The sequence below is a fragment of the Streptomyces sp. R818 genome, from assembly GCF_056172735.1.
Window position 1 is genome coordinate 44,505 of sequence record NZ_JAOCNE010000012.1, and the last position, 23,966, is coordinate 68,470.

The window sequence follows — 23,966 nt, forward strand, 5'->3', positions numbered from 1 at the left end:
TCAACTTCCCGTAGGGCGGAAGAACTCGGTCGCCGTGCGCGCCAAGATGGTGAGGTCGCCCCAGAGCGACCAGCTGTCGATGTAGGCGTTGTCGTAGCGGCAGCGGTCCTCGATGGAGGTGTCGCCGCGCAGGCCGTTGATCTGGGCGAGCCCGGTGATGCCGGTCGGGACGCGGTGGCGGTCGCCGTAGCCGGGGTAGGTCTCGCTGAACTTCATGACGAAGTACGGGCGTTCCGGGCGGGGTCCGACGAGGCTCATGTCGCCTCGGAAGACGTTCCACAGCTGGAGCAGTTCGTCGAGCGAGGTGCGGCGCAGGAACCGGCAGAACCACGGCATGTGGTGCTCCCCCGCGACGCTCCAGCGCGTCGCCGACTCCAGCGGGTCGGCCGGGCGGTGCGTACGGAACTTCAGGAGCGTGAAGGGCCGCCCGTCCTTGCCGACACGTTCCTGCCGGAACACGACGCCGGGCCCCTCGCTGACCCGCAGCCAGACCGCGCACACCGCGAGGACGGGCGCGACGAGGACGAGCAGGACCGCGGAGACGGCCAGGTCCAGGGCGCGCTTGCCGGGGTGCAGGCGGTGGGCGGCCCCGGTCAGCGGGCGGCAGCGGAAGCCGGCCAGGTGCGTCTCGGCGCCGCGGTGCTCGGGCACGTAGAGCGACGGGTCGGGGTCCAGTTCCCAGAACTCGCAGCGCAGTTCGGCGAGGGGGTGCAGCCAGGGCCGGTGCTCCGGCGCTCCGGCGCTGCCGAGCAGGATCGCGCGCCGCACCCCGTTCTGGATCACCGCGCGCCGTACGTCGGCGGCGCTCGTCAGCACCGGCACGGGCGGTTCCCCGGTGTCGGGGCGCCGGTCGGCGGTGTCGCCGCTGACGATGCCGACGAGGCGGATGCCGCTCGGCCGGTGGCGCTGGAGGGCCGCGGCGACCCGGGCCGCCGTCGCCTCGGGCCCGACGAGGAGCGTCGCGCAGGGCCTGCGGACCAGGGCCGTCCGGTGGCGCCGCAGGATCAGCGCGCGGGCCACGACGGTGAGCGCGCCCTGCGCGGCGCAGCCGGTCAGCACCGCGCGCGGCGGGATCTCCGTCAGGCCGGGCAGGCTCGCGGCGACCGCCGTGAGGACGCACCAGGCGAGCACCACGCGCGCGACGAGGGCCGGGCAGTCGTCGAGGAGGTGCCGCCCGTCCGGTCGCCGGTAGAGCCCCCCGGCCCGGTGCAGGGCGAGGACGAGGGCGACGAAAGCGGCCACGAGCAGCGGCTGGCGCTGCGGCGAGCTGAGCGCGACCGTGCCGAGCAGGGCCGCCGTGGCGTCGGCCGCCAGCAGCAGGGTGCGCGGCGAGTGGTCCCGGGCGGCGCCGCCGACCAGGGTGAGCTGATCGCTCTCGGTCGTCCGCCGGGGGATGACCACGGCGGCGGAGGCAACGGTCTGGTCCTGGGTCACGTCGTGATCGGCTCTCTGTCTGCGGTGGTCGCCGGGCCCGGGACCGCGGACGCGGTGCCTCCCGGGCCCAGAAGTTCGCCGTACACCTCCGCGACCGCCGCGGCGGCGCGCCGTACGTCGTGGTGCGCGTGCACGTGGCGGTAGCCGTCGCGGCCGCGCACGCGCAGCCCCTCGGGGTCGCGCAGCAGGCGGACGAGGGAGCGGCCGAGCGCCGCCGGGTCCCTCGGCTCCACCACGCACGCGGCGGTGAAGTGCGGCGGCAGGCTCTCGCGGGCCCCGGCGACGTCGGTGACGAGCACCGGGCTTCCGCAGGCCATGGCTTCGAGGGGGGCGAGCGCCATCCCCTCCCACCGCGAGGGCATGACGACGAGGTCCGCCGCGCGGTACCAGGGCGTCGGGTCGTCGACGGCCCCCGCGAAGGTGACCGAGCCGGGCGCCACGTCCCGCAGCCGCTCCGCGTCAGGACCGTCGCCGACGAGGACGAGCCGTGCCTTCGGCACCGCGCGCACCACCTCCCGCCACGCCTGGAGCAGCACGTCCTGCCCCTTCTGACGGCACAGCCTGCCGACGCAGACGACGAGCGGCCCGTCGCCGTACGGGGTCGAGCCCGCATCCGCCGGACGGAACCGCTCCAGATCGACCCCGTTCGGGACGAGCCGCCACTGCGCCTTGATGCCGAGGCTCTGCCCCGCGCGCTGCTCGGCCCGCGAGACACAGACGATGCGTGAGGCCCAGCGGGCGCCGAACCGCTCCCAGTGGAGAGCGGCCCGCGCGCTCGCCCCGCGCACGGCCTCGAAGGACCAGGCGTGCGGCTGGAACACGGTGGGGACGCGGCCCCGTACGACGAGCCGGGTGATCAGGCCCGCCTTGGCGCTGTGGGCGTGGACGACGTCGGGCCGCGCCGCCGCCACCACGCGGGCGAGCCGGCGCCCTTCGCCGAGAAGCCCCTTGGCCGGGGACCGCACGGACTGCCACGGCAGGACGTCGCAGTCCGTGGCGGCGAGCAGGCGTGGCAGGTCACCGGTGGCGGGGCAGGCCACCGAGACCCGCATCCCGGCCGCCAGTTGCCCGCGCACGAGGTCGGCCACCACGCGCGCGACTCCGCCGTCGACCGGCTGCGTCACATGCAGAACGTGCGGCGGCAAGGGTGCAGACGTCACAGGCATCGCCTTATTCCTTGGCAGAGGAGCGTCCTTGGGCTGGGATCGGGCGGGGCGGTTCAGGAGCGGGTGACGTCCACGGCGCCGAAGAACACCCCGGTCCAGGCCGCGTCCTTCCGGGAGACGAGGCGGACGTCCAGCGCCTTGGCGCCCCGGGTGACGGCGCGGCCCAGCGGGAACACGTCGGAGTCGTAGCCGAGGGTGTTGCCGTGCGCGGGGACGCGCTGGGCGGGCCGCCCGCCGGGCTCGCTGATGGTCGAGTTGAGGACGTCCCGGGCGGGGTTGTTCCGGTCGGTCAGCGCCACCGGCCTGTTCCGGCCGGTCGCGACGGTCAGCGAGTCGCCGGCCTTGCCGCGGTCGCCGTTGTAGGCGACGAGCCCGAGGTAGCCGCCCGTGCCGGTGGCCGGCGCCGTCCGCACCCGGAAGGACCGGCTGGGGTGCTTCTTGTCGAAGAGGTCGAAGCCGTCCCGCACGAACACGTGCCGCAGCGGCGCGGACTCCTTCTCGTACGCGGCCACGAGCGTCCAGCCGCCCCAGGCCCCGGCGTCCGAACGCCCCTTCGCGATGTTGATCTGCGCGACGGTGTAGAGGCCCGATCCGGCGTTCCGTACCAGGTCGGTGACGTCGGCGGAGGCCTGGAACGCGTCCGCGCCGCCCGCCGCCCGGTGCCCGATCCGCCGGTCGGCCAGGACCTCCTTGTACTGCCCGCCCGGCTCGGCCACGAGCACCCGCCCGTTGTCGCGCGGCGGCTTCTGCTCCCCGACGCGCAGGTTCCCGCCCCAGTACAGCCGGGCCCAGGTGACCCGGGCGCCGCCGGGGACGCGGACCTCGGCCCGGGACGAGTTGTAGGTGTTCGGGTCGCGGTCGACGTCCGTGTACTCCATGGCGAACTGGCCGTTGTGCGCGGCCGCGCCCGCACGCGCCCCGGTGCAGCCGGTCTTCGGCCCGGCGGCCTTCACCGCCGCCGCGTCGCCGCAGGTGATGGAGGCGTTGGCGGCGCGCACGATCCCGCCGTGCAGGACGGCCTCGTAGCGCGTGGTGAGCGGGGCCCGGGGCACCTCGCCCACCGGCGCCGTCGCGGTCGCGGTCGCCTGGCAGGGCAGGGCCACGGCCGCGAGGGACAGCAGGCCCACGACCGTCCGACGCGGGAACGAGCCTTTGAGAATTCGCACGAGATTTCGCACGGCCGACTTCCCTTTCAGGGAGCACATAAGAAAGTCATATTTATCCGTCAAGCCGTACGGGAACGGGGCCCTCGAACGAGGGCAGTCACGGCGCGACGGGAATGCGGATTTCACTTGATACACGATGTGTGTTGGAGTTGTGAAATTACTGCCCGACTCACGGGGACGCTCCGTGACGCACTTCAATGCCCTAACGCTTATTCACCCGTTCGGAGCCGCAACCCCGACCATCGTCGCTCCGTTGCACCACAAGCCGGGCACCTGCCCCGGCCGAACAGAACGACCCCCAAGGAGCATGTTCATGTCGCGTACCGCCAAGGCAGTCGTCTTCTCCGCGGTGGCCGCCGCCGCCATGGCCGGCAGCGCCGGAATCGCCACCGCCGACGCCGGCGCCCAGGGTGCCGCCAGCAACTCCCCGGGTGTCATCTCGGGCAACGCCGTCCAGGTCCCGATCCACATCCCGGTCAACCTGTGCGGCAACACCGTCGACGTCATCGGCCTGCTGAACCCGGCGTTCGGCAACAGCTGCGTCAACGACTGACGACCAGTCGGCGCTTTCGCGACGGCCGCTCCCCGTTCGGGGGGCGGCCGTCGCCGTTTGGCCCGTATGAGGGCGGTTCGGTTGCAGGGCGGTGTGGGGCGTCCCACGGTGATCTCAAGCGACACCTTCCTCGAAAGGCGAAAACATGTCCGCTCTGCCCGTACGGCGTCTCGCGACCACCGCTCTCTGCGCGTCCCTCCTGATCGGTGCCGCGGCGCCCGCGTTCGCGGCGGACACCGTCGTCGCGCCCGCCCGCTCCGCCTTCGTCACCTCCGGCCTGGCCGCCGCCGACCCGGCGCCCCCGGCGGGTGGCCTGCTCAGCATCCTCGCGCCGGTCACCGGCCTGCTCGGCGGCCTGCTCGGCGGCCAGCCCGCGCCCCAGGCGGCCGAACCCGCCGCGCCCGCGCCGCAGGCGGCGGAGCCCGCGCCCCTCGCCGCCGAGCCCGCGCCGCTCGCCGAGGAGCCGGCCGAGCAGAACGCCCAACTGAAGCCGCTGGACGCGGAGAAGCAGGCCGACGCGATCGAGAAGGCCCTCCCGAAGGACGCGACCAAGGACCAGTCGGAGGCCATGGCCGAGCTGCGCGACGCGATCAACGCCTACGTGAAGGCGGCTGTGGGCGGCGACACCGCCGACGCCTCCTCCGACCTGCGGACGGCCGTCTCCGGGCTGGTCGAGTCCATCACCTCGCAGTGGCTCGGCGGCGCCCAGAAGCCCTGATCCGCGTTTCCGCCGGCGGAGCCGCTCGTTGAAGCGGGTGAAGATCCAGTTCCGTCGAAAGAAGGAAAAAGATGAAGGCTCTGAAGGCCGCCGCTGTCGTGGCCGGCTCCCTGGTGATCGCCGGTGCCGCCGCTCCCGCGTTCGCCGCGGACACGTCGGACCTCCCTCCCATGAGCCTGAACGGCGGCCTGAGCGACGCGCTGACGCAGATCTCCAACACGCCGTCGCTCAGCTCACCGGTGGACACCAACCTGCTCGACCCGAAGCACAAGAAGGGCTTGGTCGGCACCCTCACCGGCGCCGCCAAGGGCCCGAAGGCGGGCAGCGCTCACGGCGCCCCGTCCGGGCTGCTCGGCGGTCTCCCGCTCGGTAAGTGACGGGCGGCGCGAAAAACACCGGACACATCACACTTCGAAAGCCGGTTCGAGAATTCCCTTTCTCGAACCGGCTTTCGCTTTCGACCGTACGAGTGAGATATTGGCCGGGGCCCGAAAGCGAATGGCTAGGGTTGCCCGGTGACTTCTACGCCGACTGATGCCGCCCCGTTCCGCGCGGCAGATCTGGGAACCGTGGCCGTGCTCGCCTGGAGCGGTGAAAGCGCCGAGGGCGAGGGCGACACGCCTTTCCTCCTCGCCTATTCCACGGGTGATTCCCCGGCGGGACCCGAGGCCGCCGAGACGGCCCTGCGCGCGCTCCTCGACAACAACGGGCTGACCGTGGGCGACACCGTCCACAGCGGTGTGCGCCGGCCGAGCTTCCCCGTGACCCTGCTCGTCGAGGCGGGCCAGGCCGTCCTCTCCATCCCGCCGCTGAAGGCCCAGTGCCCGGCGCCGCCCGAGTGGCTCGCGGCCGCGGAGGAGAAGGGCGTCGCCTACTTCGTCTGCACCACGCGCCCCTGGCCCGCCGCCGTGCCCGGCCAGGCCGTCTCCGAGGAGGAGCTGACGGCGTTCGCCGGTGCCGAGGAGACCCTCACGGCCGCCGCGCACTGCCTGCTCCCCGTCCGCCGGATCCGTGCCTAGCGCCGGGTCGCCCCACGCCGAGGAGGCCGAGTGAGCACCCACGTCCAGCGGGCCGCCGCGCCCGTACCGTCCCAGGCCGGGCCCGGTGGCGGCAGCGGCCCGTCGCCCGCGCCGGGCCGCAGGCGGAGTCCGGCCCTCGCGCTGGTCCTCGTCCTCACCGGGGCCGCGGGCCTGCTGGCGTCCTGGGTCATCACGCTCGACAAGTTCAAGCTGCTGGAGGACCCGGCCTTCCAGCCCGGGTGCAGCCTGAACCCGGTGGTGTCCTGCGGCAACATCATGAAGAGCGAGCAGGCCGCGGTCTTCGGCTTCCCCAACCCGATGCTCGGGCTCGCCGCCTACGCGGTCGTGCTCTGCGTCGGCACGGGCCTGCTGACCGGCGCCCGCTTCCCCCGCTGGTACTGGCTGACGCTGAACGCGGGCTGTGCCTTCGGGGTCTCCTTCGTGACCTGGCTGCAGTTCGAGTCGCTGTACCGGATCAACTCGCTGTGCCTGTGGTGCTGTCTGGCCTGGGCCGCGACGATCACCCTGTTCTGGTCGGTGACCGCCTCCAACGTCCGCGAGGGCCGGCTCCCGGCCCCGTCCTGGGCCCGCGCCTTCTGCGCCGAGTTCCCGTGGGTGCTGCCCGTCGTGCACATCGGCGCCGTGGGGATGCTGGTCCTCACGCGCTGGTGGGACTTCTGGACGAGCTGACGGGCGGGCCGACGATGAACCCCGAGACGTACCTCACCCGGCGCAGCGCGGCCCTGATCCTGCTCGGCACCGCGGCCGCCGCCACCGCCGTACCGCGGCTCCTCTCGCCGTCCGCCGCGTCAACGCGCCCCGAGGCCGACTCGTCCGACTCGTCCGACTCATCCGACTCGTTCGACGAGGTGTATCTGGGCCGCCGGCTCTCCGGCGTACGGCTGCCCGGTGCGGACGGCGCGGACGGCGCGGACGGCGCCTGGCAGGTCACCGTCGACGGCCGCCCGCTGCACCTCATGCGGCGCGCCGACGGCTCGTACCTGTCGATGGTCGACCACTACGACGCGTACGACGGCCCGCTGGCCGCCGCGCGCGGCGCGGTCGCGGAGCTCGGCGGCCAGGCCCTGCGCCCGCACACCGGGGAGGCGTGATCCGATGACGCACCTCCGCCAGAACCAGCGCACGCTGGACAAGGGCCAAAAGAAGCGTTTCGTGGACGCGGTGCTCACGCTCAAGCGCAGCGGCCGCTACGACGACTTCGTGGGCACGCACATCGACTTCTACCGGGGCGACGGCGACGGCGGTCTGCGCGTGGCGCACATGACCCCGTCCTTCTTCCCCTGGCACCGCAAGTTCCTGCTCGAGTTCGAGACGGCGCTGCAGAAGGTGGATTCCGGGGTGACGGTGCCGTACTGGGACTGGACCGTGGACCGTACGCCGGGCGCCTCCCTGTGGGGCGCCGACTTCCTCGGCGGCAACGGCCGCCGCTCGGACCACCAGGTCACCACCGGCCCCTTCGCCCACAAGCACGGCCGCTGGGACATCAAGGTGGCCGTGACCGACGGCGACTTCCTCATGCGCGACTTCGGCCGCCCGAAGGACCCGGTGGACCTGCCGGGGAAGGCGGAGCTGGAGGGCGCGATGCGGGAGCCCGTGTACGACGCTCGCCCGTGGAACTCGCTCGCCTCCTCCGGGTTCCGCAACAAGTTCGAGGGCTGGCCCACCCGGCGCGGCGACCGCACCTGGTACAACCACAACCGGGTGCACCGCTGGGTCAGCGGCCACATGCTGGGCGCCGGTTCCGTGAACGACCCGGTGTTCTGGCTGCACCACGCCTTCGTCGACCTGTGCTGGGTGCGGTGGCGCGCGCGTCATCCGGAGGCCGATCCGTACCTGCCCGGCGAGCACCACCGGCACGTCCTCGCCGTCGGCGACACCATGCCGCCGTGGGACACGCCGCTGCGGGACATGGTGGAGCACCGGTCCCGGTACGCGGACGAGTGAGCGGGCCCGTGGGGCCATGCGGGCGGTACGGCGAACGGCCCCCGGCACCGCCGTGCCGAGGGCCGTCGGGACCGCTTCGGGCTCAGTCGCCGTAGCCGCCGTTCTCGCCGTCGCCGTTGCCACCGTCGTCGTGGCCGCCGCCGTGGTGGCCGCCGTGGTGGTGGCCGTGGTCGTCGTCCTGGCCGTCGTCGGCGCAGCTGTTGCCGAACGCCGGGTTCAGCAGGCCGATCACGTCCACGGTGTTGCCGCAGACGTTGAGCGGGATGTTGACCGGGACCTGGAGCAGGTTGCCCGAGAGGACACCGGGCGAGTTGGCGGTGGCGCCCGCGGCGTCCGCGTCGGCCATGGCCAGACCGGCTCCGCTGAGCACGACGGCGCCCGTGCCGACAGCGACAGCCGCGGCCTTCGCGATGCGAGACATCACGTTCTCCTTCTGCTTGGCAGGTGCGGCCGCGTGGTCGCAGCCGTCACCTGTTCAACGGCGCGGCGCGACACCGGTAACGGCCCAAACCGGGATACATCCTGCAAAGGAGAAGAAATGTGCGCCCTCCGACACGGGCGCGCGACACGGCGCAGGCGCGCCCGACGAGAGGACGCGCCCGACGGAAGGAACCGCATGAAGGTGGTCTGCGTGGGCGGAGGACCCGCGTCCCTGTACCTGTCCATCCTCCTCAAGGCCCAGGACCCGGCCCGCGACGTCAGCGTCCACGAGAAGAACCCGGCGGGTTCGACGTACGGCTGGGGCGTCACCTACTGGCCCGACATGCTCGACGCCCTCAGGGCGCACGACGCGCCGTCGGCCCGCGCGATCGCCGAGCGCTCGGCGCGCTGGCGGGACGGCGTCGCGCACGTCCGCGACCTCGTCACCGTCCACCGCGGCGACGAGGGCTTCGCCGTCGGCCGCCACGAACTCCTCCGCATCCTGACCGAACGCGCCACCGACCTGGGCGTCTCCGTCCACCACGGCAGCACGGTCGCCCCCGGCGACCCGCTGCTCGACGCCGACCTCGTCGTGGCCGGGGACGGCGCCCGCAGCGCCCTGCGCGACCAGCACGCGGACCACTTCGGCACCCGGATCGCGGCGGGCCGCAACCGGTTCATCTGGCTCGGCACCACCAAGGTCTTCCGCTCCTTCACCTTCGCCTTCGTCGAGACCGCGCACGGCTGGCTCTGGTCGTACGGGTACGGCTTCGACGGCGAGCACAGCACCTGCATCGTCGAGTGCGCCCCGGACACGTGGTCCGGGCTCGGCCTCGACGCCATGGAGCGCGGCGAGGCGCTGCGCCTTCTGGAGGGACTGCTCGCCGCGCCGCTGGAGGGGCATCCGCTCATCGGCCGTACGGACGTGGCGGGACCGGCGCAGTGGCAGACCTTCCCCACCGTCACCAACCGCGTCTGGTCCCGCGACAACCTCGTCCTCATCGGCGACGCCGCCCACACCACCCACTACTCCATCGGCGCGGGCACCACCCTGGCGATGCAGGACGCCATGTCCCTGGCGGCCGCCCTGCGCACCCCGGGCGACCTCCCCGCCGCCCTGCGGAGCTACGAGCGCGAGCGCAAGCGCGCCCTGCTCCCGCAGCAGAGCGCGGCCCGGCACAGCGCCGGCTGGTACGAGAACCTGCCGCGCTACGTGGGCCTGGCACCGCACCAGATGTTCGCCCTGCTCGGCCAGCGCCACTCGCCGCTGCTCCCGTACGTGCCGCCGCAGTTGTACTACCGCGTCGACCGGGCGATCGAGCGGACGCAGGCGCTGCGCTCGCTGAAGCGCTGGCTGGGGCCGCGGCTCGCGCGCGTGCTGCAGAAGGACTGAGAAGGACCGCCGACCGGGAGCTCCCTGATGACATATCCACGTATGGACCAATTCAAGAGGCTAGGTACCTGAAACCGGTGTGATAGTCGAGTCATCCCCTTTTCCCCATCTCTCAGGGAGATTCGATGCGACTCCGCGTATTCGCCGCCGCAGCTGTCCTGGCCGGCACCACGGTTCTGGGCTCCGCCGCCATGGCCTCCGCGCACGGGAGCGACGGCCCCGACGGCGCCACTGCCGTGGGCAACGCCCAGAACAGCCCGGGTGTGCTGTCCGGGAACAACATCCAGGTTCCCCTGAACCTGCAGGCCAACGTCTGCGGCGTCGGCGTCGACGTCCTCGCGCTGCTCAACCCGGCGTCGGCCGAGTGCGCGAACGACTGAGCTAGGCAGACAGCGGAATCGCCCCCGCCCGCGGCTCGTGCCGCAGGCGGGGGCGATTCACATGCGTAGACCCTGTGGGACTCGAACCCACAACCAATGGATTAAAAGTCCACTGCTCTGCCAATTGAGCTAAGGGTCCACCCGCCGGCCGTGGCCGACGCACCCCTGAGCATAGCCGGACGACGCCCGGACTCCGATCGGGTATCCGCAACCCGGGGTGTCCCGGCCTCAGCGCAGGAACCAGTGGCGGGCCGACGCCAGCCACCACACCCCGGCGAACCCGAGCACGACGAGGACGGCGACCGGCGCGTAATTGAAGGTCTCCCAGGTCACGGGCGACACCTGCGGCAGCATGAAGAGCACGGTGATCACCCCGACCCAGACCACCGCCACCACGCCCACCACGGTCGACCAGCGGCCCAGGTGCCACGGGCCCCGCTCGAAGGAGGCCCCCTTGCGCAGCCGCAGCAGGGTCGGGACGGCGTAAGCGATGTAGAGCCCGATGACGGCGATCGAGGTCACCGCCGTGTACGCCGTCCGGTTGATGAGGTAGGGCAGGCCGAGGACGAGGGCACCGGCCGCCGCGAGCCAGACCGCCGCCACCGGGGTCCGTGTGCGGGGGCTGACCGTGTGCCAGAGCCGGGAGAACGGGAGCGCCCCGTCGCGCGAGAACGCGTAGATCATGCGGCTGTTGGCGGTGACCGAGGCCATCCCGCAGAACAGCTGGGCGCCGATCACGACGAGCAGGAGCAGCTTGCCCGCCGTCGCGCCGAGGGCGTCGAGCAGGATCTGCGCCGGCGGCGCGCCGGTCGCCGACTCGCGGGCGCCGTCGTAGGACTGGATGGCGAACGTGAAGCCGAGCAGCAGCACGAACCCGGCGATCCACGACGTCCAGATGGACCGCACGATCCCCTTGGGCCCGGCCGTGGAGGCGTCGTGCGTCTCCTCGGTCATATGGGCCGAGGCGTCGTAGCCGGTGAAGGTGTACTGGGCCATGAGCAGCCCGATGAGCACGACGTACGCGCTGCTGCCCCACCCGGTGTTGTTGACGAACTCGCCGAAGACGAACGAGGCCGACTGATGCCGGTCGGGCACGAAGGCGAGGGCGGCGACGATCACCACGACCCCGCCCACGTGCCACCACACACTCACGCTGTTGAGGACGGCGACAATGCGGACGCCGAAGGTGTTGAGGAGCCCGTGCAGCAGCAGAATGGCGCCGAACAGCAGCATGGTCCGCCCCGGGGTCACCTCGAACCCGAACTGCAGGTTCAGATACGCCCCGAGGAAGGACGCCGCGCCGAAGTCGATACCGGCGGTCACGGCGACCTGCCCGAGCACGTTGAACCAGCCGGTGAACCAGGCCCAGGCGGCGGCGGACCGCGCGGGGGCGAGCTGCCGCGCCCAGAAGTAGAGCCCGGCCGAGGTCGGGTACGCCGAGCAGATCTCGGCCATCGACAGCCCGACGAACAGCGTCATGAGCCCGACGGCGACCCAGCCCCACGTGATGAGGACCGGGCCGCCGGTGTCCATGCCGAACTGGTACATCGTCAGGCAGCCGGACAGGACCGAGATGATCGTGAAGGAGACGGCGTAGTTGGAGAACGCCGACATGCGCCGGGCCAGCACTTGCGTGTACCCGAGCTGAGCGAGCCGCTCCTCGTCCGTACCGGGCGCGCTGGACGCAGTCCCCCGGCCGGCGAGGCCATCCGCTTCTCTTGTCATGCCCCCAGCGATTCCCTCGCCGGGGGCGCGCCATGCGGCTAGAAGACGCCCTTGTAGACGTTCCACCCACTGGCGATCTTCACCCGGGGGCTGAAGGAGCCGCCCGCGATGCCGTCGTAGCGGTAGAGGTTGCCGGAGGTGTCCCGGGCGACGATGTCACCGCGCGAGTCCCCCGTGAGGTCACCGGCGCCCACGATCACGTTGTACGAGTTGCCCCAGTTCTGGAACATCTGGGCCCGCGGCTTCCACGCACCGTCCCCCGCACCCTCGTACCGGAACAGCGTCCCGTCCTTGCGGCGCGCGAAGACGTCCCCGATACCGTCGCCGTCCACGTCCCCGGCGGGGATGATCGTGTAGCCGCCCCATCCGGGCCCGATCAGCTTGCGGGTCCCGAGCGTTCCGTCGGTCCTGCCCGGGTACATGTACAGGTCACCGGTCGAGATCCTGCGCGCGAGCAGATCCGGCAGGCCGTCCCCCGTGAGGTCACCGGGGGAGACGAGGCTGTCGTAGTTGTTCCAGCCGGGGCCGATCTTGGTGTACGGGGTGGTCGGCTTGAGGGCGCCGCCCTGGGTGCGGTAGGAGCGCAGCTCGCCGGTGGTGGTTCTGACCAGGGTCTCGTTGTCGCCGTCGGAGTCCGCGTCCCCGAACGGCACCGCGACCGTCGCTGTCGGCCAGCCGCTCGCCGCGGTCTTCCCGGAGAAGGTGCCGCTGCCGGTGCCGTGCTGGTAGGTGAAGGCGCCGGAGGAGTTCATGGTGAGGAGGTCACCGTGGCCGTCCCGGCCGACCATGTCGCGCGACGCGGGGCCGGCGGCTCCGGAGACCGCCACGGTGCCGGTCGAGGTGAGGGCGGCGCCGACTCCGTCAGCGGGTTCGGCGGTCAATGTCCAGGAGTACGCGCCGTTGGTGACGAGCGTGCCCGCGGCCGTCGTACCGTTCCACGCGGCAGTGATCACGCCACGCGTCTCACCACCGGTGAGCGTACGGACCGTCACTCCGGTCGCCTTGTTCTTCAGCGTGAGCGACCAGGAGGCGGCGGGCCTGGACAGACTCCAGGACGCCTTCCACGATTCCGACGCTTTGAAGGACGCCGGGGTGACAGCCGTGGTCTGAGCCAGCGGCGAAGGAGTCACTCCACTGGGGACGACGTGGACGATGTTCTCGCGGTCGACGTAGGCGATGCCGCCGCCGAAGCGGTCCACGGCCCAGGTCCGGTGGCGCGTGCCACTGCCGTCGACGGACATGGGGATGCCCAGGTCCCGTGTGGTGGCCGTCCCGCTCTGAAACTCCGTCAGACGCAGAGCGGAGCCCGTGTAGCGCTGGTTGACGAAGTAGCCGTCCCCGAGCAGACCGCCCCGGCCGGCGGGCAGAGCGATCTTCGCCCCTGTCCGCACGTTCACCACACCGTGCTGCTGGAACTGCTCGCAGGTCCAGTAGAGCCACGGTCCTGCGCTCTGCAGCTCGACCGGGCCGCAGGGGGCGCCCGTGTCGAGGGTGCCCGCGTCCTGGCCGGTGCGGAGATCCTTCAGGGCGACCGTTCCCGCTGTCGCCGTACCGGTGTAGAGGGTGCTGCCCCAGACCGTCGCGCCCACCTGGTCCCGCTGGTCGACGACCTTGCCGCTGTCCAGGTCGACGACGATTGTCTTCCCGTCCTCCACGAGCAGCCCGGCCACGGTCGGATGGCCGCTCTGGTAGACGGCGTAACGGCCCGAGGAGTCCACGAGGCGCCCGTCGAAATCGCCGGTCAGCGCCCGGTCCGCCTGATCGGGGCCGCGCCGGCCGACTATCTCGACCTGGGGGCTCGACTGGTAGTTGCGCACTTGGTAGACGCTGCGTCCGTCGCCGCTGTTGAAGAGCTGCTTGCACAGGCTCTGACCACAGACGGTGTAGTCGTACGACCGTCCACTCTCGCGCCCCGCCCACATGGGGTCCGAGGCGGAGGCGGGCACCCCGGCGGGGCTGAGGGTGCGGTGGTAGAAACCGGCGCCCTGCGGGCCCTCCTTCTCCACGGTGGAGAGGGTGCCCGCGCTCAGCGCGAGGGCATCGATGCCCGCCGCGACCGGCTCGATGCGGCGCAGCTTCGTCAGGCGCGGCAGACCGTCCGCGTCGAGCGTGACCTTCTGCAGGTGCCAGTCGGTGGACGAGGTGCCGCCCACCACCGCGACTCCGCCGCCCGCGATCTGGACGGCCTCCTTGTCGGCCTTCTCCAGCAAGGTGCGCCGCTGTCCGTCCGCGTCCGCCAGGGCGACCAGGCTGCGCTTCAGTGGCGCGTCCGTGCCGTCGGTGTCCGTGAAGGCCAGCACCCAGCCGTCCAGGAGCCCGATCTTGGAGAGGTCCAGATCGGCCGGGGCGGTGAGTATGCGCTCGGCCGCGTCGGGGTGGCTGCGCGAAGCGATGTGGATCTTCCGGTCACTGCTCCGCCAGGCGATGTCGTCCCCCGCGACGGCGAAGGACGCGCCATAGGTGGTGTTCGCTGCGAAGCTGCTCAGCCGGCCGGTCTCCAGGTCGATCAGACCGAGCCGGTCGAAACTGCCCGACTCCGCTCCGTCAGCAGATGTCGAGAACTTCACGAGCGCGTCCCGGGCGTCGCCCGCGACCAGTCGCACACTTCCGAGATCGGTGCCGTCGGTCCAGCCCGTGACGGGGACTTTGGCATCGCTCACCGGGTTGCCGGCAGGCAGGAGATACCAGCCCTCCGCCGTGCGGGAGTCGTCCGCCGTGTTGTCACGCACCAGGACCGAGGGGCCCATGATGCCCTCGAAGAAGTCCTCGTGCGGGACGGTCAACTCGTGTGTCGATCCGTCCGCCATGTTCCGGATGTCGATCCACCCGAGGTAGTGGTGGGCCACGTAGTCCGACTCGGCGCCGAACTCACCGAAGGCGGCGTCCTCGTTGTTGCCGTAGCCGAGCGGCGTCGTCTCCCCGGTGTCGAACCGGGTCCAGACGAATTCCTCTGAGAAGGTCGGGTCCGCGTCCTCGGTCGAGTGCACGTACCCCGTCGCACCGAACGAGCCCAGCGACTCCCCGCGCGGCACCCCACGCCAGTTGGGCGTGATGTCCAGCCGCGCCGACGGGCCGTCCGCGGCGGTCGGCGCGGCGAGCGCCGGAGCGGGCGCGAGGCCCGCGCCCAGGGCCAGCACCACCACGGTGGTCGCGGCCCACCGCACGCGTCTGTATCTCTGCCCGTCACCCATCAGAAGACCCCCTTGTAGCCGTTCCAGCCCGTCGCGATCTTCGTCCGGCCCGTGAACGATCCGTTGCCCTTGCCGTTGTTGCGGTAGAGATTGCCGGACGCGTCCCGCTCCACCAGGTCGTTCTTGCCGTCCCCGGTGATGTCGCCGACGCCGACGATCGTGTTGTACGAGGCCCCCCAGTCGCTGAACACGGTCACCCGGTCCTTCAGCGTCCCGTCGCCGTTGCCCGCATAGCGGTACAGCGTCCCGTCCTTGGTCCGGGCCAGGACGTCCCCGATCCCGTCACCGTTCAGATCGCCTGCTCCGACCATGTGCGTCGCCGTCCAGCCCGACCGGATCTTCTTGCCCGGCAGCAGCTTGCCGTGACCGTCGTTGGCGAAGACGTAGATGTCACCGGTGGAGGCCTTGCGGGCGAGCAGGTCCGTGCGGCCGTCGCCGGTCAGGTCACCGGGGGCCGTCAGCACGTTGTAGGCCTTCCAGCCGGTGCCCAGCGAGGTGTGACTGCTGTTCGGGACGTAGCCGCCACTGCCGCACTTGCCCGTGTACCGGCGCAGCTCACCGGTCGGTGTGCGTACCAGCAGCTCGGCACAGCGGTCGCTGCCCATGTCACCGAACGGCACGGCGAGCGTCCCGGCCGGCCAGCCGGAACCGGACTGCTTCCAGTCGAACGTGCCCTTGCCTTCGGTGTAGTGCAGCGTCAGGCCGCCGGAGGAGTTGAGGGTGACCAGTTCACCGAAGCGGTAACCGCCCAGATCGTGGTGGCCCTGGAGCCCGCCGGTGAGGGAGAGGGTGCCCGTGGTGGTGGAGGTGCCATGGCCGTCGGCGGCGGTCGCGGTCAGGGCCCAGGAGTAGCTGCCGTTGTAGGCGTATGTGCCCGCGTCCGTCCTGCCGTCCCACTCGACCCGCGCCGAGGCACCGTCCTCGCCGCGCAGGGTGCGGATCACCTTGCCGAGGCTGTCCTTGACGGTGAACGTCCAGGCGGCGGTCTTGTTGAACTGCCAGGTGCTGTCCCAGGTGGTGGACGCGCCGTAGCTGCCCTTGACATCCAGGATGTCGCCGTCGAGATCCGACTCGATCTTCGCGAGGCCCTGCGCCGGTACACCGCTTTGCACGATGTGGACGGCGTCGTCCTGGCCCAGGTACGCGATGTCGCCGCCGAACCGGTCCACGGCCCACGTCAGCCGCCGCTGGTCCGCGGTGCTGCCAGCCGGCAGGTCCGCGACGACCCGGGCTGCCTGCGCGGTGCCGGTGTGGAAGTCGGTCAGCTTCAGTTTGCCCGCGGTCCTGTCGTGCTGGACGAGGTAGCCGTCGCCGACCAGCGCTGGCCCGGACGGCACGGTGATCTTCTTCTTCGCGGTGAGGTCGTAGACGCCCGCCGCGCCGGTGGGGCCGCAGTTCCAGTACAGCCAACGTCCCGTGACCCGAAGCTCCTTGACCGTGCACGGCGCCCCGGTGGACACCGTCGCGACGGTCTTCTTCGTCTTCAGGTCGTACGAGGTCACGACGCCCGCCCCGGACCCCGGCGTCCACAGCCGCGTTCCCCACACGGACGCGGCGCTCGTGGTGCGGGTCAGCCGGACGTCCTCCAACCGGTACGGCTGCGTCGCGTCGACGTACTGCTTCCCGGTCGAGTCCGCGGAGTAGGCGAAAAAGCGACCGCTGGCATCGGTGAACCGGCCACCGGTGACGGGGGGTTCGTCGGCGGAGTGATACGTGTTCGGACTCAGCCAGATCTGTGCCCACTGGGTGCCGTCGTTCCTGACGGTGAAGTAGCCGACGCTGCCGTCACCGGTCGCCCGCAGCGGCACGCAGCCGCCCGCGTCACACGGAACGCGCTCGGCATGGTCCCCGCCCGCGTATGTCCCCGCGAACCCGCGCCGCGACACGGCACCGACCGTGGCTCCGTCCGCCGAGACCGTGCGGTTGTTGACGTACTGCAGCCCGTTGGCCGCCTTCTCGACGGTACTGAGGGAGCCGCCGGCGATATCGAGCCCCCAGACACCATCTGTCGGTATGACCGTTTCGGCATCGGCGGCCCGTGCGGGCTCCGCGAAGGTGAGTGACATGGTGCCGAGCGCCATGAGCGCAGCCAACGGCACCGACAAAAGACCCCGACGAGGCAAATGCCCCTCCTTGAACCATGAACCTTGAACCAGGTTGCGCCATGGAGGGTGTGGGGCCCCTCGGCAAAAAGTGAGTGCCCGTTGCACGGGCCCCCGGAGCCTAGCAGCGCGGACACGACAAAAGCGGGCCCACCCCGCGATGGGGTGGACCCGCCTCAGTGGATCAGTGGATCAGTGGGTCTCAGCCGTTGCGCTTCCAGCGCGGCTTCTCGTCACGGCGGCCGAAGGACGAGCCGGAGCCCGCGCCCCGGTGGTCGTCGCGGCGGCCGTAGGGGCGGTGGCCCGTCGAGGGGCGGTCGCCCTGGCGGTCGCGGTTGAAGGGGCGGTCGCTGCCGCGGTGGCCGCCGGACGGGCGGTCGTCGCGGCGGAAGCCGCCGCCACGGTTGTCGTCACGGCGCTCGAAGGAACGCCCGCCACGGTCGTCACGACGGTCGTCGCGGTTGAAGCCGCCACGGTCGTTGTCACGGCGCTCGAAGGAGCGGCCACCGGACGCCGGGCGGTCGTCGCGGCGGAAGCCGCCACCGCGGTTGTCGTCACGGCGCTCGAAGGAACGCCCGCCACGGTCGTCACGACGGTCGTTGTCGCGGCGGAAGCCGCCACCACGGTTGTCGTCGCGGCGGAAGCCGCCACCGCGGTTGTCGTCACGGCGCTCGAAGGAACGGCCGCCACGGTCGTCACGGCGGTCGTTGTCGCGGCGGAACCCGCCACGGTCGTTGTCACGGCGCTCGAAGCCGCCCCGGGCACCGCGGTCGTCACGACGGTCGCGGCGCTCGTAGTTGCCCCGGTCGTCACGACGCTGACGCGGCTGCTCGTACGAGGACGACGACGAAGGCTGCTGCGGCACCTCGGCGGCGACGGCCTCGGCGACCTGCGCGGCGGCGGCCTCCGCGGCGGCGGCGACGGCCGCGGCCACGCCCTCCTCGTCCTCGCCGCGGTCACGGGCGGCGCGGGCGGTGAGCCGGTCGGCCTGCTCGCGCAGCTCGGCGGCGCGACGGGTGGCGCGCTCCAGCTGCTTGGTCAGCTGGGTGACCTCACGCTCGGCCTGCTGCGCGGCGTTGCCCGCGGACTCGGCCTCGACCTCGGTCATGGACCGGGCACCGGTGATCTCCGCGACCTCCGGGTCGAAGGCGGCGCCGCCCTGGATGATGTGGCGGCCGGCGTCGACGCCCGCGTCCTCCATCAGGCGGAAGATCTGGCGGCGCTGGTGCGGCAGGGAGAGCGAGACGACCGTGCCGGTGCGGCCGGCGCGCGCGGTGCGGCCCGCGCGGTGCAGGTAGTCCTTGTGGTCGCCGGCCGGGTCCACGTTCAGGACGAGGTCGATGCCGTCGACGTGGATGCCGCGGGCGGCGACATCGGTGGCGACCAGCGCGTTGACGTAGCCGTCCTTGAAGTCGGCGAGGGTGCGGGTGCGCGCGCCCTGCGTCATGCCGCCGTGCAGCGCGTCGGCCTTCACGCCCGCGTCACGGAGCTGCTCGGCGATGCGGTCGGCACCGAGCTGGGTGCGGACGAAGATGATCGTGCGGCCCTTGCGGGAGGCGATGGCCGCGGTGACCGGCGCCTTGTCCTTGGGCTTCACGATGAGGATGTGGTGGGACATCGTCGTGACGTTGCCCTGGGCGCTGTCGACCTCGTGGCTGACCGGGTCGTTCAGGTAGCGGGTGACGAGCGTCTTGATCTCGTTCTCCATGGTGGCGGAGAAGAGCATGCGCTGGCCGCCGGCCGGCACCTGGTCGAGGATCTCGGTGACCTCGGGCAGGAAGCCCAGGTCGGACATCTGGTCGGCCTCGTCGAGGACGGCGACCTCGATGTTGCCCAGGTCGCAGGCGCCGCGGTTGATGAGGTCGCGCAGGCGGCCCGGGGTGGCGACGAGGATGTCGACGCCGCGCTCCAGGGCGTAGATCTGGTTGCCCATCGACGTACCGCCGCAGACGACCTTCATCTTCAGGCCGACCTGGTCGCCGTAGGGCTGGAGCGCGTCCGCGACCTGCATGGCCAGCTCACGCGTCGGCGTGAGGATGACGGCGCGCGGCTTGTGCTTCTCGCTGCGGCCGCCGGCGAGGCGGGCCAGCGTCGGCAGGCCGAAGGAGAGCGTCTTGCCGGAGCCGGTGCGGCCGCGGCCGAGGATGTCCTTGCCGGCCAGGGCGTCCGGGATGGTCGCCGCCTGGATCGGGAAGGGGCTGGTCACACCGTTCTGCGCGAGCTTGCGCACGACCGGCTCGGGCAGGCCGAGGTCGGCGAAGGTGAGGGTGGGCTCGTCGTTCTCGACGGCGGTGTCGCCGGCGGCGTCAGCGGTCTCGGTGGCAGCGACGGCGGTGTCGACAGCCTCCACGAGCTCGGCGTCGGCGGCGGTGTCGACCGTGTTGTTCTCGATGGTGTTCTGGTCAGCAGAAATGGACATGCGAAATGCGAAACCTTCCGGAGTCTCGGCACGCGCCCGTCAACTCCGTGTACTTGCGGTTTCGCAAATCGACCGCCTCAATGCGGTCCAGCCACGGCAAGGGAGAGTACGCGCCACGCGGCGCTCCTGTGCGGCGCCGGGCAAATGGGATCAAACGATCTACCACCATACGCACCCCCTCCCCCTGAAGGCAAACCACCCCGCTGAGACTCGGGTCACACCCGCCTCAGCCGCACCGTCCTACGCCGCGCTCCCGGCCTGCGGCTCCGGCTCCCCCATCGGCTGCGGCGCCGCCCGCTGCTCGTGCGCGGACGACGACGGCTCCGCGGTCGTCTGGGACGGCGTGGGCGTCGGGGTCGGCGTCTCCCGCGTCGGCGTCGGCGTGGGCGTCGACGGCGTGGCGCGCGGCGTGCTCGGCCGCGTGGACGGGGTGTGCCGGACGGGCGGCGCCTGCTCCGACGGGGTCCGCTCCCCGCCGCGCGTCGCGGAGGCGGCGGGCGAGGCGTCCCCCTCCGGCGCGGACTCCGTGGCGGACCCCTCCGGGCTCGCGGGCCGCTCCCCGGCCCGCGCACCGGCCGGGCCGACGCCGTCGGTGACCATCGTGCCGCCGTCGGGCGCGGTGCCCTCGCCCCGGTGGGTCGCGGAGTGCGAGGGCGCGGGTGGTCGGCCGTCGTCGTCATCGGCGACGCTCATGCATCCGGCGGCAGCGGCGACGGCCACCGTGGTCACGGCCAGGCGGCCGAGGCGAAGGGCGCAAAGCGGTACGGGCAGCCGGCTCACGGGCGAGCACCTCCGGGCATGTGACGGGGACACCCGTCCCAACTCCCGTGCCCCGCAAGAGGACACGCGCGGCGCACGCACCGCACGAAGCCCGCACAAAGAAGCGCCCCCCGGCCCCCGGCCCCCGCCCCTGCCCCTGCCCCTGCCCCTGCCCCGTACCGGAAGTCTCAGCCGTACCCGAGCGCGTGCAGTCGCGCGTCGTCGATCCCGAAGTGGTGCGCGATCTCGTGCACCACGGTGATCTCCGTCTCGGCGACGACGTCCTCCCGGTTGTCGCACATCCGCAGCGTCGGCCCCCGGTAGATCGTGATCCGGTCCGGCAGGACACCCGCGTACCACTCGCCGCGGTCGGTGAGCGGCGTCCCCTCGTAGAGCCCGAGCAGCTCGGGATCGTCGGACGGCGGTTCGTCCTCGACGAACACCGCGACGTTGTCCATGAGCCGCGTCAACTCGGGCGGAATCCGGTCGAGCGCCTCGGCCACCAGTTCCTCGAACTCCTCGCGCGTCATCTCCAGCACACGGCCATTGTCGGGCACGGCCTCGCATATCCACCCGTCCACGTGGGCATACGGGAGCAATGGCCCGACCGCCCGCTGTCGCCATGCGCCGAGCCCTGCACCGGATCCGGGGCGTCCGCACCGCCTCGTCGGCCGTCCTCCGCCGCCACCGCTCCCGCCACCACAGGCCCGTGACCCTGTCGGCGGACCACGCGCCCCACCCGTACATGCGTGCCCTCGGCCTGATCGCGGTCGTCCTGCTCGGCGCCTGGCTCGGCCTCCTGGTCGTCGGCAGCGTCCGTACGCCCGTCGGGCCGATGGACACCCGGATGACGCTGCGCCCGTCCCTGTCCGGCGGTACGAAGATCAACGTGTCGCCGCTGGGCGCCCTGGAGCTGGACTCGCACACGGCCCCGATCCGCCTCGACGTCGACGTGGACCGGCTCGACCCGGTCCGCTCCCGCGCCCTCGTCGACCACCCCGAGCGGATCTCCGGGCTCCAGGACGAGGTGGCCCGCGACGTCGAGCACGGCACCCTCGACCTGGCCGTCCGCTCCTGCGTGGCGGTCGTCTCCGGGGCCACCGCGCTCGGCCTCGCCGTCTACCGGCGCCCGCGCCGCGCCCTCGCCGCCGGAGGGCTCGCCCTCACCCTCCTCGCGGCGTCCGGCGGCACCGCGTACGCCACCTGGAACCCGAACTCGGTCCTGGAGCCCCGGTTCTCCGGGCTGCTCTCCTCGGCGCCCTCGGTGGTCGGCAACGCGCGCTCGATCGTCACCGAGTTCGACGTCTACCAGCGGGAGTTGGCCCGCCTGGTCACCAACGTCACCAAGCTCTACGACGTGACGTCCACGCTGCCCACGTACCGGCCCGACCCGTCCACGATCCGTGTCCTGCACGTCTCCGACATCCATCTGAACCCGGCCTCGTGGAAGATCATCGGCTCGCTCGTCGAGCAGTACCGGATCTCGGTGATCATCGACACGGGCGACACCATGGACCACGGCTCGGCCGCCGAGAACGCCTTCCTGGACCCGATCAAGGACCTGGGCGCGCCCTACGTGTGGGTCCGCGGCAACCACGACTCGAAGACGACACAGAAGTACCTGTCGTCCCGCAAGCGGTTCCCGAACGTGCGCGTGCTGGACGACGGCAGGGCCGTCACGGTCGCGGGGCTGCGCATCGCGGGCACCGGCGACCCGCAGTACACCCCCGACCGCTCGGCCGAGGCGCTGGGCAACGCGGCCGAGCGCCTGGCGGGCATCCGGCTCGCCTCGGCCGTCCGGGACCAGCGGGCCGCGGGCACCCCGGTCGACATCGCCCTCGCGCACGAACCGGCTGCCGCCCGCGAGACGGACGGCGCCGTGCCGCTGGCGCTGGCCGGGCACATCCACCACCAGAGGATGGAGGTGCTCCCGCTCGGCACCCGGCTGCGCACCGAGGGCTCGACCGGCGGCAGCGGCCTGCGCGCGGTCGAGGGCGAGCACCCCGACCCGGTAGAGGCGTCCGTGCTCTACCTGGACAGCGCGACCAAGCGGCTGCAGGCCTGGGACGAGATCAGGCTCGGCGGTCTGGGCCTGACGACGGCCGAGGTCAGCCGCCATCTGCCGAAGGAGAACCAGCCCGGGGCGACCCCGTCCGCTCCCGCCTCACCGGAGTCGCCGTAAACCGTTTTGGCGATAGCTCCCCGCATCCCATATGCTTCTCACGTCCCCGACGCGCTGCGAAGCGCCCAGGCGGGCCGATAGCCCTCATCGTCTAGCGGCCTAGGACGCCGCCCTTTCAAGGCGGTAGCACGGGTTCGAATCCCGTTGGGGGCACGCAAGATCGTGTGCGACACTGTTGCACACAACGCTTGGTCCTGTGGAGCAGTTTGGAGTGCTCGCCACCCTGTCAAGGTGGAGGCCGCGGGTTCAAATCCCGTCAGGACCGCTGAAGTTCCTCGTGGACTTCGTGGCTGGGTAGCTCAGTTGGTACGAGCGATCGCCTGAAAAGCGATAGGTCGCCGGTTCGATCCCGGCCCCAGCCACAGGAATTAGGCCCCGTCCTCGGACGGGGCCTAACGCGTTCTCCGGGCTCATACGGGCGCCGCGTGCAGCGGCTGCGTCCCGCGTCCGCCCGGGTGCTTGTGGCGCCAGAACCAGAACAGGCCGCTCGACACCACCGCCCACCCGGCGAGCACCAGGAACGGGAAGGCGTGCTGGTGGCCCTGGAAGTAGACGGCCGTGTGCTGCGCGTTCACCGACGCCCCCGGCGGCAGCCACTGCCCCAGACGGCCGATCACGGTGGGCAGCAGCGGCGGCGCGACCGCACCACCCGACGCCGGGTTGCCCACCAGGACGAGCAGCCCCCAGGTCGGGATCATCGCCCAGCGGTGGAAGAACGTGTTGAACATCGTGAAGACCATTCCGCAGCTGAACATCGTCAGCGCGAGGATCAGCCAGGACTCGACGAACGGCAGATCCAGCGCGCCGAGCCCCCAGTCCACGACCGCCGCCACGGCGAAGCCGCCGAACAGCGCGTAGGCGATCGTGAAGGCGATCCGTTCGGCCGGGTTGAGCCCGCGCGCGTGGACGCTCAGCTGGATCGCCCCGACGAAGCCGATGATCACGGCCGCGAGGGAGATGTAGAAGATGGCGAGCCCGCGCGGATCGCCCTTCTGCAGCGGGTTCAGGTCCTTCACGGTCACCGGGATGCCGGTCTTCTGGCTGACCACCGGCCCCGCCTGCTGGAACACCTGGGCCACCGAGACCCCGGACGCGCTGGAGACGTCCAGGTCGACGCGGGCCCCCTTGTCGCGCACGTCGAGGATCGCGAAGACCCGCTGCTCCTCGATCGCCCGGAGGGCCTCCGCCCGGGTGGCGTAGCGCTTCAGGTCGAGCTGCGCGTCGAGCGCCTTCTCCATCGCGCCGACGAAGGTCTTGCCGCGCGCGTCCGGCTCCCCGGTGACCGCCGTCGGAATGTCGTGCGGCGTCGGATTGGCCATGGAGTACGTGTACGAGGCCGCGAACAGCGCCGCCGCCGCGGCCAGGATGACGACG

The 23,966-nt window shown here is 71.8% G+C and carries 21 protein-coding genes and 4 tRNA genes; 13 read left to right on the plus strand and 12 right to left on the minus strand.

The annotated features are described in order from the left end of the window. From N5I75_RS26570 to N5I75_RS26580, 3 genes are read right to left on the minus strand one after another with little or no spacing between them, the layout of a single operon-like run. A complete protein-coding gene (locus N5I75_RS26570; RefSeq protein WP_476681373.1) occupies positions 1-1,434 on the minus strand; it encodes an exopolysaccharide biosynthesis polyprenyl glycosylphosphotransferase in 1,434 nt (477 codons plus the stop codon). Then, the gene (locus tag N5I75_RS26575) at positions 1,431-2,600 is read right to left on the minus strand and encodes a glycosyltransferase family 4 protein (RefSeq protein WP_476681375.1); all 1,170 of its coding nucleotides are present in this window, start codon (positions 2,598-2,600) and stop codon (positions 1,431-1,433) included. The genes N5I75_RS26570 and N5I75_RS26575 overlap by 4 nt, the downstream gene beginning before the upstream one ends. A 53-nt stretch (positions 2,601-2,653) precedes the next feature. Continuing rightward, positions 2,654-3,766, minus strand: coding sequence for a DUF3344 domain-containing protein (locus N5I75_RS26580; RefSeq protein WP_476682309.1), 1,113 nt, complete (start codon positions 3,764-3,766; stop codon positions 2,654-2,656). A gap of 313 nt (positions 3,767-4,079) precedes the next feature. Between N5I75_RS26580 and N5I75_RS26585 the strand changes: the two genes are divergently transcribed. The 7 genes from N5I75_RS26585 to N5I75_RS26615 all read left to right on the plus strand — a co-directional run bounded on the left by N5I75_RS26585 (position 4,080) and on the right by N5I75_RS26615 (position 8,021). Further along, the gene (locus tag N5I75_RS26585; RefSeq protein ID WP_476681377.1) at positions 4,080-4,319 is read left to right on the plus strand and encodes a chaplin; all 240 of its coding nucleotides are present in this window, start codon (positions 4,080-4,082) and stop codon (positions 4,317-4,319) included. 145 nt (positions 4,320-4,464) lie between these two features. Beyond that, on the plus strand, positions 4,465-5,037 hold the full coding sequence (locus N5I75_RS26590) for a hypothetical protein (protein WP_476681378.1): 573 nt from the start codon (positions 4,465-4,467) through the stop codon (positions 5,035-5,037). 71 nt (positions 5,038-5,108) lie between these two features. Next, positions 5,109-5,414 (plus strand): hypothetical protein, encoded by a 306-nt coding sequence (locus tag N5I75_RS26595; RefSeq protein WP_476681379.1) that lies wholly within the window; start codon positions 5,109-5,111, stop codon positions 5,412-5,414. Between the two features lie 138 nt (positions 5,415-5,552). Next, on the plus strand, positions 5,553-6,056 hold the full coding sequence (locus tag N5I75_RS26600) for a DUF5949 family protein (protein ID WP_476681381.1): 504 nt from the start codon (positions 5,553-5,555) through the stop codon (positions 6,054-6,056). 141 nt (positions 6,057-6,197) lie between these two features. Then, entirely contained in the window at positions 6,198-6,746 is a 549-nt protein-coding gene (locus tag N5I75_RS26605; RefSeq protein WP_476682311.1) for a vitamin K epoxide reductase family protein, read from the plus strand. Next, complete coding sequence (locus N5I75_RS26610) at positions 6,725-7,168, plus strand: tyrosinase family oxidase copper chaperone (protein ID WP_476681383.1); 444 nt, start codon at positions 6,725-6,727, stop codon at positions 7,166-7,168. Before N5I75_RS26605 ends, N5I75_RS26610 begins: the two co-directional genes overlap by 22 nt. 4 nt (positions 7,169-7,172) lie before the next feature. Further along, positions 7,173-8,021, plus strand: a complete 849-nt coding sequence (locus N5I75_RS26615) for a tyrosinase family protein (RefSeq protein ID WP_476681385.1) — start codon at positions 7,173-7,175, stop codon at positions 8,019-8,021. Between the two features lie 82 nt (positions 8,022-8,103). Here the strand turns inward: N5I75_RS26615 and N5I75_RS26620 are convergent, their stop codons facing one another. Next, a complete protein-coding gene (locus tag N5I75_RS26620; protein ID WP_476681387.1) occupies positions 8,104-8,442 on the minus strand; it encodes a chaplin in 339 nt (112 codons plus the stop codon). A gap of 195 nt (positions 8,443-8,637) precedes the next feature. Here N5I75_RS26620 and N5I75_RS26625 point away from each other — a divergent pair, with 195 nt between their 5' ends. Beyond that, positions 8,638-9,834 (plus strand): FAD-dependent monooxygenase, encoded by a 1,197-nt coding sequence (locus N5I75_RS26625; protein WP_476681389.1) that lies wholly within the window; start codon positions 8,638-8,640, stop codon positions 9,832-9,834. A 125-nt stretch (positions 9,835-9,959) separates the two neighbouring features. After that, positions 9,960-10,214: a chaplin gene (locus N5I75_RS26630; RefSeq protein ID WP_476681391.1), complete on the plus strand. Its 255-nt coding sequence runs from the start codon at positions 9,960-9,962 to the stop codon at positions 10,212-10,214. Positions 10,215-10,280: 66 nt separating this feature from the next. On the opposite strand, the gene N5I75_RS26635 is transcribed toward N5I75_RS26630, so the two are convergent. From N5I75_RS26635 to N5I75_RS26665, 7 genes are all read right to left on the minus strand, one after another. Then, a tRNA-Lys gene (locus tag N5I75_RS26635) sits at positions 10,281-10,353 on the minus strand. Positions 10,354-10,442: 89 nt separating this feature from the next. Next, positions 10,443-11,939 (minus strand): amino acid permease, encoded by a 1,497-nt coding sequence (locus tag N5I75_RS26640; RefSeq protein WP_476681393.1) that lies wholly within the window; start codon positions 11,937-11,939, stop codon positions 10,443-10,445. Positions 11,940-11,977: 38 nt separating this feature from the next. Continuing rightward, complete coding sequence (locus N5I75_RS26645; RefSeq protein WP_476681395.1) at positions 11,978-15,130, minus strand: FG-GAP-like repeat-containing protein; 3,153 nt, start codon at positions 15,128-15,130, stop codon at positions 11,978-11,980. Continuing rightward, the gene (locus N5I75_RS26650) at positions 15,130-17,211 is read right to left on the minus strand and encodes an FG-GAP repeat domain-containing protein (protein WP_476681397.1); all 2,082 of its coding nucleotides are present in this window, start codon (positions 17,209-17,211) and stop codon (positions 15,130-15,132) included. Before N5I75_RS26650 ends, N5I75_RS26645 begins: the two co-directional genes overlap by 1 nt. 223 nt (positions 17,212-17,434) lie before the next feature. Then, a complete protein-coding gene (locus N5I75_RS26655) occupies positions 17,435-19,651 on the minus strand; it encodes a DEAD/DEAH box helicase (protein WP_476681399.1) in 2,217 nt (738 codons plus the stop codon). A 240-nt stretch (positions 19,652-19,891) separates the two neighbouring features. Continuing rightward, the gene (locus N5I75_RS26660; RefSeq protein ID WP_476681401.1) at positions 19,892-20,431 is read right to left on the minus strand and encodes a hypothetical protein; all 540 of its coding nucleotides are present in this window, start codon (positions 20,429-20,431) and stop codon (positions 19,892-19,894) included. A 167-nt stretch (positions 20,432-20,598) separates the two neighbouring features. Next, the gene (locus N5I75_RS26665; RefSeq protein WP_476681403.1) at positions 20,599-20,949 is read right to left on the minus strand and encodes a metallopeptidase family protein; all 351 of its coding nucleotides are present in this window, start codon (positions 20,947-20,949) and stop codon (positions 20,599-20,601) included. Between the two features lie 59 nt (positions 20,950-21,008). Between N5I75_RS26665 and N5I75_RS26670 the strand changes: the two genes are divergently transcribed. The 4 genes from N5I75_RS26670 to N5I75_RS26685 all read left to right on the plus strand — a co-directional run bounded on the left by N5I75_RS26670 (position 21,009) and on the right by N5I75_RS26685 (position 22,954). Then, a complete protein-coding gene (locus N5I75_RS26670) occupies positions 21,009-22,592 on the plus strand; it encodes a metallophosphoesterase family protein (protein WP_476681405.1) in 1,584 nt (527 codons plus the stop codon). Between the two features lie 80 nt (positions 22,593-22,672). Next, positions 22,673-22,745, plus strand: a tRNA-Glu gene (locus N5I75_RS26675). 37 nt (positions 22,746-22,782) lie between these two features. Next, positions 22,783-22,857: transfer RNA gene (locus N5I75_RS26680), tRNA-Asp, on the plus strand. 23 nt (positions 22,858-22,880) lie between these two features. After that, a tRNA-Phe gene (locus tag N5I75_RS26685) sits at positions 22,881-22,954 on the plus strand. A gap of 48 nt (positions 22,955-23,002) precedes the next feature. On the opposite strand, the gene N5I75_RS26690 is transcribed toward N5I75_RS26685, so the two are convergent. Then, a partial coding sequence (locus tag N5I75_RS26690; protein WP_476681407.1) for an ABC transporter permease occupies positions 23,003-23,966 on the minus strand: 964 nt, incomplete at its 5' end.